Origin of the sequence: Paenibacillus sp. SC116, assembly GCF_024733555.1 — a bacterium.
Lineage (GTDB): Bacteria > Bacillota > Bacilli > Paenibacillales > Paenibacillaceae > Paenibacillus_B.
In genome coordinates this window covers 2,206,610-2,217,610 of sequence record NZ_JANIOF010000001.1, presented here as the reverse complement: position 1 = coordinate 2,217,610, position 11,001 = coordinate 2,206,610, and the positions used below count along the sequence as shown (strand labels likewise).

Genomic DNA, 11,001 nt, shown 5'->3' with positions numbered 1-11,001 from the left:
ATCGTTCATGAGGAAATAAACAGGTTGAAGACAGTTAATTTCATAAGCGTATAAATGATTAAGACAGCCTTGCTCCCTAAATCAATATGGAGCGGGCTGCTATTTTTTGTTTTATAACGTCAGTACAAACTCGAAAAGATAGAGAAAATAGGGGATGCTGTAATATTCACACTAGTTTTGCCAGATCAATTGTTTCACCTCGTAAATGTGCTAATATACAGACGGATAGACAATTTTCTTCATTTTTCCAAAACAGCCTTGTCGTTACATAAGTACTACATCTGTGTTACACCTCGAATTCGACATGATGTGCCCCACACCTCACCCAAGAACGATTCCTACTTTCAAACAATGTTCTAAATGTACTTCATCGTCATGCAGACGCTTTTACTACCAATCGAGTAAAGGAGAATTTGGTATGAAAAAGAAAAGGGGTATCTACGTACGACGAAATTTTGCACTCATGCTTACCGTATTTTTGGTCGCCTCGATGTTTCCAGCTTCATTCGTTGCACAGGCAGCTCCACCTGCCGACAATAAAAGTAATAATAATTACTACAAGTGGAAAGAGTTTACGGCAAATGATGAAGTACGCAGTGAATATGTTGGAAACTTGAATAATGAAGGGAATGCAGACATTGCCGTCATTACAGACAAGCATTTGCTCGTCCTTTATTATGTCGGCGCAGATGGCACGCTTACACGTCAACCGGTAACAACCAAGCAAGCAGACCCGACCTTAGAGCGAGTACATATTGAAGATCTGGATGGTGACCAATTTGGTGAAGTGCTGGCATTTAGCCCATCTCAAGTTGAGATATTTGGTCGTAATGCAGCAGGCTCCTATGAGCTAAAAAGCGCTATTCCGCTTACTTCCTCCGCTTATTCAGAACAGGCAATTGCTGATTTTAATAAGGATGGAATTAAGGATATCATTCTTGTTTCTTCTACAAAAGTTCATTACTTGCAGGGAAGCGTTAATTTAACCTATACAGAAGTAGGTAGCTACACTCATCAGTCGGAAGCGCTGTATGGTTATGTACATGTTAGAGCAGGGGATTGGAATAAGGATGGGCATCTGGACTTTGCTTATCAGCTGTACCAAAAACCTATTGTTCTGTTTACAGGGAATGGACAATTTGGATTTTCTCATGCGAAGACACTTGGGTTGGGCTATGATTTTGAAGCTGTAGATGTCGATCAAGACGGATTTACCGACATTATCGGTAGAGGTGGAAAAATTGAGGTCCATTATGGGGATGCAGGAGCACAATTCGCTCGTAAAGACGAGATTGGTTATGTTACCCGTTATTATAGAATGTTTTCTACGGATGTGAATGCGGACGGATATCCAGATCTCATTCTCTATGACGATTGGGAGAATTACTTTGATTATGTGTTATGGAACCGAAAAGGGAAGTTCAGCATGCCTGAGGAAATCAAAGGGATGGTCATACCAGATCAGAAGGTGGACTTTAATGGGGATGGTAGAGAGGACTTGGTATCCTATCCTCATTATTTTAACAAAGCGACAGGCGTGGCACTTAATTTCCCATTCAATGGCGAGGTGCACTTTAACCAAGCCGAACAAGAAGTAGCTGCGCATGCCGATACGGTGCAGGTGGAGGTACGACGCACAGGAGGAAGCTCAGGCTATACGCTTGTGGAGTATGATACATTAGACGGCACAGCCAAGGCTGGGACCGACTACAAGAGAACTTTAGGTTCCTTAGCTTTTCATGATGGTGAAACGGTTAAAACCGTAACGGTGCCGATTACATCCGTCGGCAGCTTTGAAGGTGCTCGTACATTTACAATTCGATTAAAATATCCGACAAGCGGTGTAGCGCTCGGGCACAATCGGAAAATAAATATCCATATTCGCTCCAATCCATCCGTGCCTCAGTGGCCGAATGGTGCAGTTGTAGATATCGCGGATGCTACACCGTATTCGATGACCGCAGCTTGGCCGAAAGCCCAAGACCAAGCGGGAATTGAATCTTACGAGATTAAGGAAACGAATCAAGCGTTTGCTCCTGTTACGGTGACGAAAAACGTTTATAGCCATACGTTGAACGGACTAGTACCAGGGAAAACGTATCATGTTGAGGTGACTGCGAAAAATACCAATGGAAAACTTGGCAAAGTATTGTCAGGTCATGTCACCCTTCCGAAAGCAACTGAAGCACCATCTCTACCTTCTTATCAGGAAAATAGTGTAAACTTCAGATACTTGCTAGAGCATAAATACACCCTGCATAAAGGGGATAGCAATGGTGATGGCTTTGATGAATTAGTTGTGCATGATGGACACGGTCGTACAAATATAGCTAAAGCTCTTTCAGATCAAACATGGCAATTTTATGGCAGGCTGCCGATCGAACAATGTGGAAGAGTTCGGTACAGCTTAGATTTGAATCAGGATGGGAAAGAAGAATGGCTGGCTCCAGGAGGCAGTGGGATCTGTGTTACGAGCGAGAATGAGAGCGGAGGCTACCAGCAAGTAGCCGATATACCTTTAAGGTCACATTATGATTATCAAATCGGCGATTTCACGAATGATGGTATAAACGATATTGTTTATGAGAGTAGCAATGAGCTTATTATGCTACAAGGCAGCGGCAACTACGCTTTTACAGAGGTTATGAGACAACCGATGGTTCATACTGCTTATCGCGTATTGAGTGGAGATTGGAATGGAGATGGTCATCTGGATATTGCTGCTTATGAAGGAGCTTATCAACACGAAAAATTGCATCTGTACAAGAACAATGGTGATCGAACCTTTACCAAGTTAAAAGTCATTGAAAAGGGAACTAGTCCTCAGGCAGCCGATTTTAATAAAGATGGCTATACGGATATCGTCGCTTTTCATGGCTTTAATACTCAACAAGAAGTCGTCGTTTATTATGGAAATGCGCAAGGGAGCTTTGATGGAACTTATCGTATTCCTACGACAGAGTGGATATATGAGATTCAGCTTGCTGATTTGAATGGTGACGAAAATAAGGAGTTCGTATTTGTCTACTTAGGAGGCGTAGAAGCAGTCGTGAATGATGGGGACGGTGGCTTCCAATTGCAAGGTTTGTTTGTAGGAAATATGAAGTTCTGGTATGGCTCCCAATATCTAATTGGTGATTTTAATGGGGACGGAAAAGATGGGATTGCTCACAGGCTTCAGGATAGAGGAGATTTAACTATTTACGATAATCTTTTAGTGTCGGGAAGTCTGCAGTTCAATCATGCTTCACAGCAAGTATGGGAACATTCGGGCTATGCACAAGTGAAAGTGAAACGTGTCGGTGATCGGAGTGGAGTCACAAGCGTTGTATATGGAACGGAAGACGGAACGGGACTAGCTGGGGTAGATTACGTGGCTTCGACGGGTACGTTGACGTTTGCAGATGGAGAAACGGAGAAGACCGTATTGATTCCTCTGCTTAATAATGACAAAACGGATCAGGATCGTTTGTTTAAAGTAAAGCTGCAAACACCGACTCGCGGTGCTAAATTAGGTGCGCATCGCCAGTTGGAAATCAGCATTCGTGATGACGATAAGGTAGCGCCTACATGGCCTTCTGGTGCACAGTTGAGCGTAAGTAATGTTACGTACCATTCATTCACCCTTTCGTGGCCAAGCGCAATCGATCTGGATGGTATCGAGTCGTATGAAATTGTGGAGCGGAGCGGGTGGCTGGCTCCGGTAACGGTTGCAGGAAATATCAACTCTTATAGATGGGCGACAGGGCTTACGCCAGGCAAGTCGTATCGTCTACAGGTGAGGGCGAAAGATAAGAAAGGTCTGGTAAGCTGGCCTCTGCAAACTTGTGTGACGGTACAGACTTGTGTGACGCTGCCGCAGCCGTTTAATGCCGACGAACCTATTGAAACGATTATAGTAATACCTATGGAATTACTTGTAGAACCACCATTGAAAGATTTGCCTGTTGTCCTTCCTCAAAGGATTGGTGATGCGAAGTGGAGTATAACGAAGCGAATTACCGATCGATAAGTGTAGCTGTTGAAATAGGAAGCTCTAGTAATAATAAATAACAGCAATGAAAGAAGGCAGCTCTCTCTCCCATATTTAAAGGGGAAAGGGCTGCCTTTTTATATTTATAGACTTCCTTTTATTCTTTAATAATTAGACCAAATATTTTGGATAACGTTATCGCTTGTGCGGGGGAGATCATACACCCCTTTAAATCTTCCAGCGTAACGCCTAAGTTGAAGAAGTGACAGCCGCTAATATCAATGCCTGCTAATTTGGTACTGGAAAACTGCGCCTGATCAATATTGGTTTCCTTGAAATAAATATCAGACAGTACGCTGTGGTAGAAGTCTGACTTCACAAAAGAACTCTCTATGAATTCCGTATGTTTGATGTTAGCAAAGCGAAAGGTAGCATAGTCGCCCAAACATCGTTGAAATGATAGATGGCGCAGCGTCGAACTTAGTAAGTCGATGCCCATCAACTTGCAATTGCGGAATTCTACGCGATGAGCTATGACACCGCTAAAGTCTACATTGGATAAGTCGCAGTTGTCGAAGCGAACATCGGTAAGCTCAAGCTTGGGCAGTGACATATCACGAAACGTAACATTTTGAAAGATAACCTTTTCAAAAGAAACGCTGGCAGCGTTCTGATGTTCTATAATTCCGTCTTGATATAAAGCATATGAGAGCATTTGCTCATCTGCCAGCCATAATTCAGAGGCAGGCACACAATCCAGCGCCTGAGGCAACTTTGGTGCTGTACGCTTGTGTTGTGAGTTTCCCTTATCTTTATGTTTATCTTTGTTCTTGTCTTTGTTTTTTACGGTGCTGCTAGTGGCAGCCTTGGTATTGTCAGGGCTAGAAGTCATTTGGCATGTTTCCCTTCATATCTCCACATGGATGTAATGGCTCTACATGTTCAGGCGAATGGAGACGAATTTGAGCTCGGTCATTTCCTCAACCGCGTATTTGACACCCTCTCTACCGTATCCACTATCTTTCACACCGCCATAAGGCATATGATCCAGCCTAAAGGTAGGGATGTCGTTAATAATGACAGCGCCTGCCTCTAATGCTCTTGCCGCATAGAAAGCACGGTCGATATTGCTCGTATAGATGCCAATATTGAGCCCATAGGCAGAGTCATTGGTCAGCGCAATGGCTTCGTCCAGTTCACGATATTTCACAATCGATACGACAGGAGCAAAGGTCTCCTTACACGACACACTCATGTCTGGAGTAACATCGAGCAGAACAGTTGGTTCCCAAGCGGAATCGTTCCGCTGTCCGCCGTAGCCAATCCGAGCACCCTGCGCAACCGCTTCTTGCACCCATGCTTCGATGCGATCTACTTCATTCGTATGGATCATCGCGCTAATATCTGTATGTTCATTTAGCGGATCTCCGACACGAAGCTCCGCTGTTTGTGCAATAAATCGCTCACAGAATTCATCATATACCTGCTCGTGTACATAGATGCGCTGGAGTGAGATACAAACTTGTCCTGCATAGGTAAATGCCCCTTCGACACAGCGTTCGATAATATTGGGAATGATCGCATCAGGCTCTATGATGAGTGCTGAATTGGAACCAAGCTCAAGCGTAACTTTGCGTAAGCCTGCTTTCGCTTTGATCGCTTTACCTACTTCGGGGCTGCCTGTAAAGGTTACTTTGCGTACCCGCTCATCACGCAGCAGCTCATCGCTCAGTTCACGGCCGCTGCCAGTGAGCACTTGCAGTGCACCTGCAGGCAGGCCCGCTTCGTGAAATAGCTCCGCGATAGCGAGCGCGCTGAGCGGTGTCTGGTTGGCAGGCTTAAGAACAACCGTGTTGCCTGCCGCAAAGGCAGGGCCAAGCTTGTGAGCGACCAGATTAAAGGGGAAGTTGAATGGCGTAATCGCCACAACAATCCCGAGCGGTTCGCGCCACGTAATGCCAAGCCGATTGCTGCCGCCAGGCGCTGCATCCATCGGTATCGTTTCGCCGTAAATGCGCTTTGCCTCCTCAGCGGCGAATTGATACGTCGTAACCGTGCGATCAATTTCCGCCCGCGCGGCGCGTATAGGCTTGCCAGCTTCTGTGGCACATAGCCTCGCCATCTCTTCTCTACGTGTTTGCAGCAGCAAGGCGACCTTTGTTAGAATTGCCGCCCGCTCATAAGCAGGCATTGCCCGCATCTTTGCAGCAGCTGTATGTGCGCCATCTATCGCTTCCTGCACATTGGAGGTGTCCGCTTTAGCGATTCTGGCAATGAGTTGTGTATCGTAAGGAGCATGAAGTTCATAGTACGCTTTCGTCTCTTTCCATTGTCCATTGATCCAGAGGTGCTTCGTCAAGTGAGTCAAGGTGATAGCCTCCTTAATCTATTAATTGGAATTACGTTCATCATATCGTTTGCCTAACATTGTAAGCAAGTTAGTAAGTGAAGGAGCTATTGAGGAATGCGCAGCATCATGAGTGCGATATTCTTAGATAGTTATTTTTTACGAAATTAAAATTGTAAAAATACAAAAATAAACATTACATATTGGAAAGTTCATGATAACATTAAGAAATGGGTAATTGGAAATTATTTTATAGGAAGAAAGTCATATGTTTTCTACTTGGATTATGATAGGTCATAGGCGAGAGGTAATGTGTCTGGTTATTATTTTCTAATTTTAACTAGATTTACATCAACGTATCCATGTAACTTTTTTAAATTTTATGTAAGAAGTTAGATTTATCAGGTTTTATTAGTAAAAAGCTTTGGAACAGAGCCTTTTACATTGTTTGGAAGACCATACAACAGACAGAAATTCAGTTACTATGCTTATGCATCGTAGAAGTACATCGGGAGCGGGGAGGATTTTGTCTATGGAGCTGAAATTGAATAAAGAAATATTTGAGCTGAATAGTCAACCATTTGGAGAAATGCAGTATGATGCAACCCTTTCACAAGCGATTCAACAATTCGTTGAAAAGAACATGTCTGCATATGATATGAATCATAGTAAGCAATTTGTTGCAAAACGCATGTCGGATAGTGACCGCAGTGCGTATCAGTCGATACAGCGAGGCGAATGTTCTTTGTACAACTATGTGCTGGAAAGTCTGGAAACGCTTAAAGCAGGCCGAGCAGCCAAGCTGGCACTTGTGTGTCATGAGCAATGGTCGGATTGGACGGAAAAGGACAAACAAGCTTGGGTCGAATACGTAATGCGTGATGCGATGCAGTTATTTTTGGAGCTATATCGAAAATATAGTACACAGAAGCAGCAATTCGATGAGATGTCCAATCAAATTAAACGCTATGAACAAGAAATTGAAGCTTTGCAATCGAATCTGGAAGAGCGCCTCCGTTTGGTAGAAGCGGAACGAGATAAATTAACACATGATATAAAAAAATATGAGGCATACGTGAATTATCAGGTAACACGATTAAATAAGGCTTTGCAATAAAAGAAATGATCGTGAAAATTAAAGTAGCTGATTTTTGACGATTACTATATAAAAATGATATATTTTATTCTTATTGTATGGATGATAAATATCGTCATGGTTGCGTGAATAGACGCAACCTTTTTTCATGATTATCGAAGCATGTAGTAGCTTTGAATTATATATATTGATGTGGGGGCACGAGATTTTGAGCAACTATCCTTTTTCCTTTGATCCCAAGGAGTCATTTGTTCAGCAGGTGAGTGATTGGGTGTCGGATGTATTTTATGACAAGCTTCCTGAATTCGGATTTGAAGTGCGGGATGAACAAATTTATATGGCGTATCAATTGGAGCGCGCTTATCGTGATAAGCAGACGATCTTTGCAGAAGCGGGAGTTGGAACGGGGAAAACGCTCGTCTATTTACTATACGCGATCAACTACGCACGCTATACAAGAAAGCCAGCTATTATCGCTTGTGCGGACGAGTCGCTGATCGAGCAGCTTGTTAAGCCAGAAGGCGATATTGCGAAGCTTGCTAACTATTTGGATTTTACGATTGATGCTAGATTAGGCAAGTCGCCTGATCAATATATTTGCTTAAATAAGCTTGACGATGCTAGAGCATCAATGGACGAAGATGCGATGCTGTACGATGAGATGTATCGCAGTTTGCCTAAGTTCGTTCATTCTCCTGAGACGATGCAAGCATTCTATTCATATGGAGATCGCAAAGATTATCCGGATCTTCATGATGAGCAATGGGAGAAGATTGGCTGGGATGTGTTCCAAGACTGTCTCGTTTGCTCTCAACGCCATCGTTGTGGACAGACATTATCCCGCGAGCATTATCGCAAGTCTACGGATATTATTATTTGCTCGCATGATTTCTATATGGAGCATATTTGGACGTATGAGGCTCGCAAGCGTGAAGGCCAGCTTCCGCTATTGCCTGAGCACAGTTCCGTTGTCTTCGATGAAGGACATCTATTGGAAACGGCGGCGCAGAAGGCACTGACTTACAAGCTCAATCACGCTGTATTTGAAAGTATTATAACACGTCTGCTGGAAGGTGAAGTGCGTGAATCCCTTGCCGTAGCGGTGGAGGAATCCATTGTGCAAAGTGAGCACTTATTCGCTTTGCTCGATGTGCATAGCTCACCAGTTCCTGGGTCAGATCGCAGAGAGATTGCATGGAATGATGAATTGCTGCGCGAAGTAAATCGTTTCTGTGACATGATCGCTTCCATTGAGGAAGAACTCGTATTTGAAAGCGGCTTGTACACCCTAGATGAGTATCAGTTGAAAATTGTTGAAGAGCATCTGGAGATGATCCAGCTCGCGTTGGGGCTGTTCAAGAAATCCAATCAGCTTATTTCTTGGGTTACAGAGGATAAAGATGCGCTAACACTCGTCATTATGCCGAAGTGGGTTAAAGAAATTTTGACGAAACAGTTGTTCTCCAGCAAAATGCCGATTGTATTTTCATCAGCTACGTTGTCTGTACAAGGTAACTTTGATTATATGTCAGAGAGTCTCGGAGTCGAGCAGGCATTGTCATTCTCGGTAGCTTCGCCATACGACTATGAGAATCAGATGAAGATCCAATACGCTCCACTAAGTTCTGAGCAGCAAATGGAGAAAAAGCTGACCGCGACGCTTGGATTGCTTCAGCAAACCGAAGGCAGAGCGCTGCTTCTCTTCCGTTCGAAAGAAGAACTGGCACAATTTAAACAGGGAGTAAGCCGGATTCCACAGTTTGCGAACTACAACTTCTTATATGAGGGTACAGGTGAAATAAGCAGTTTGATTGCTGAATTCCAGCAAAACGAAACGAGCTGTCTTTGCGCCGTTACGCTGTGGGAGGGGCTTGATATTCCAGGTCCATCACTTTCTCAAGTGATTATGTGGTCTCTGCCATTCCCATCGAATGATCCGGTATTTGCAGCACGACGCAAAGATGCAGCGAATCCATTCGAAGAGGTGGATATGCCGTATATGCTGCTTCGATTGAAGCAAGGAATTGGGCGACTCATACGCAAGCAGGATGATGAGGGTACGATTACAATCTTTGATGAGAAGCTGCAAGATGCAGCGATCAAAGAAAAAGTACTACAAATCGTGCCGGCAGGCGTGACCGTCGAACAGCTTGAAATGTAACTGTAGTTTAACAAAAACAAAATCTAGGTGCATTACCGTTATCGAGACCTACAAGCAGAGACAGCTTGTGGGTCTTTTTATTTACTTGGGTAAAGTATTGTATATCAGTCGATTCATTTTCCAATACTTGTATGGATGTTTCAGAACGTTGCATAGACGTTTATATATCATAGTGGACATATGTTCGTAGGTAATGAGTCTAATCTATATGAGGTGAACGCAAGTATGATTGAATTTCAACAAGTGAATAAGAAATACGATGATGGCTTCCAAGCCCTAACCGATATTAATTTAACGATCAAGAAAGGTGAAATTACTGCGTTTATCGGGCCGAGCGGCTGCGGTAAGTCAACGACGATGAAACATATTAATCGTTTGATTTCTCCTTCTAGCGGCAGCATCTTCATTGATGGAAAAGATATATCTGAGTATCACCCGGTAGAACTCCGAAGAAATATAGGCTATGTCATTCAAAATGTCGGGCTCTTTCCCCATATGACAATCGCCAAAAACATCGCTATTGTGCCGCAAATGAAAAATTGGGACAAAGAGAAGATTGATGCGAGAGTAACGGAACTGTTGAAGCTGGTTAACTTGGACCCTGACACGTATCGCAATCGCTACCCGTCCGAACTTAGCGGAGGCCAGCAGCAGCGTGTCGGTGTGGCGCGGGCACTAGCTGCTGATCCTGACATCATTTTGATGGATGAGCCTTTCAGTGCATTGGATCCTATTACGAGAGAGCAGTTGCAAGAAGAGCTAGTCAGATTGCAGGAGGATGTACATAAAACAATCGTGTTCGTCACGCATGATATGGATGAAGCGATTAAAATTGCAGATACGATTGTATTGATGAAAGATGGGCAAATTGTACAGACTGGTTCTCCAGAAGCGATTCTACGGCGACCGGTTAATGATTTTGTGCGTAGTTTTATTGGTCAGAAGCGAATACATATGAATGACAATGATGAACATGCAATTGAAAATGAAGACGATTCCCTTTCTATGACGACTGTTGATGAAGTGATGGTCACACAACCTGCTACGACATCGCCGAATCGTGGCTTGGCAGAAGCGATCAAGATCATGGAAGCACGCAAGGTAGATTCCTTATTTGTCGTAGACAAGAACCGCACCCTGTTAGGGATCGTTTCGATTTATCGGGTGTTAAATCGCTATGGCGATGAATCATTGACGGTGAAGGACGTTATGAAGCCAATTGGCTACCAAGTTGGGCCTGGTACACCACTTCCGATTGCGGTTGAGCAAATGACGAATCACCGATTGACGAATTTAGCTGTCGTTGATGACAATGGCCGCTTGGTTGGGCTCATTACGAGGGGCAGTATTGTTAAACACTTAAATGAAGTGTATCCAGCAATGATAGAAAGGTTTGCTTGGAGCTTAGGAGAGGAGGCGTAATG

General features: G+C 43.8%; 6 protein-coding genes. 4 read left to right on the top strand and 2 right to left on the bottom strand.

The features are described from left to right. Positions 1-418: 418 nt before the first annotated feature. The gene (locus tag NQ117_RS09590) at positions 419-4,012 is read left to right on the top strand and encodes an FG-GAP-like repeat-containing protein (RefSeq protein ID WP_258277730.1); all 3,594 of its coding nucleotides are present in this window, start codon (positions 419-421) and stop codon (positions 4,010-4,012) included. A gap of 118 nt (positions 4,013-4,130) precedes the next feature. Here NQ117_RS09590 and NQ117_RS09585 read toward each other — a convergent pair whose 3' ends face one another. Next, positions 4,131-4,865: a pentapeptide repeat-containing protein gene (locus tag NQ117_RS09585; RefSeq protein ID WP_258277729.1), complete on the bottom strand. Its 735-nt coding sequence runs from the start codon at positions 4,863-4,865 to the stop codon at positions 4,131-4,133. A gap of 42 nt (positions 4,866-4,907) precedes the next feature. After that, entirely contained in the window at positions 4,908-6,341 is a 1,434-nt protein-coding gene (locus tag NQ117_RS09580; RefSeq protein WP_258277728.1) for an aldehyde dehydrogenase family protein, read from the bottom strand. Between the two features lie 511 nt (positions 6,342-6,852). Between NQ117_RS09580 and NQ117_RS09575 the strand changes: the two genes are divergently transcribed. The 3 genes from NQ117_RS09575 to NQ117_RS09565 all read left to right on the top strand — a co-directional run bounded on the left by NQ117_RS09575 (position 6,853) and on the right by NQ117_RS09565 (position 10,999). After that, on the top strand, positions 6,853-7,437 hold the full coding sequence (locus NQ117_RS09575; protein WP_258277727.1) for an SPX domain-containing protein: 585 nt from the start codon (positions 6,853-6,855) through the stop codon (positions 7,435-7,437). 187 nt (positions 7,438-7,624) lie between these two features. Continuing rightward, entirely contained in the window at positions 7,625-9,577 is a 1,953-nt protein-coding gene (locus NQ117_RS09570; protein ID WP_258277726.1) for an ATP-dependent DNA helicase, read from the top strand. Positions 9,578-9,802: 225 nt separating this feature from the next. Continuing rightward, positions 9,803-10,999 carry an ABC transporter ATP-binding protein gene (locus NQ117_RS09565; protein WP_258277725.1) on the top strand — a complete coding sequence of 399 codons (1,197 nt, stop codon included), beginning with the start codon at positions 9,803-9,805 and terminating at the stop codon, positions 10,997-10,999. Positions 11,000-11,001: the final 2 nt, after the last annotated feature.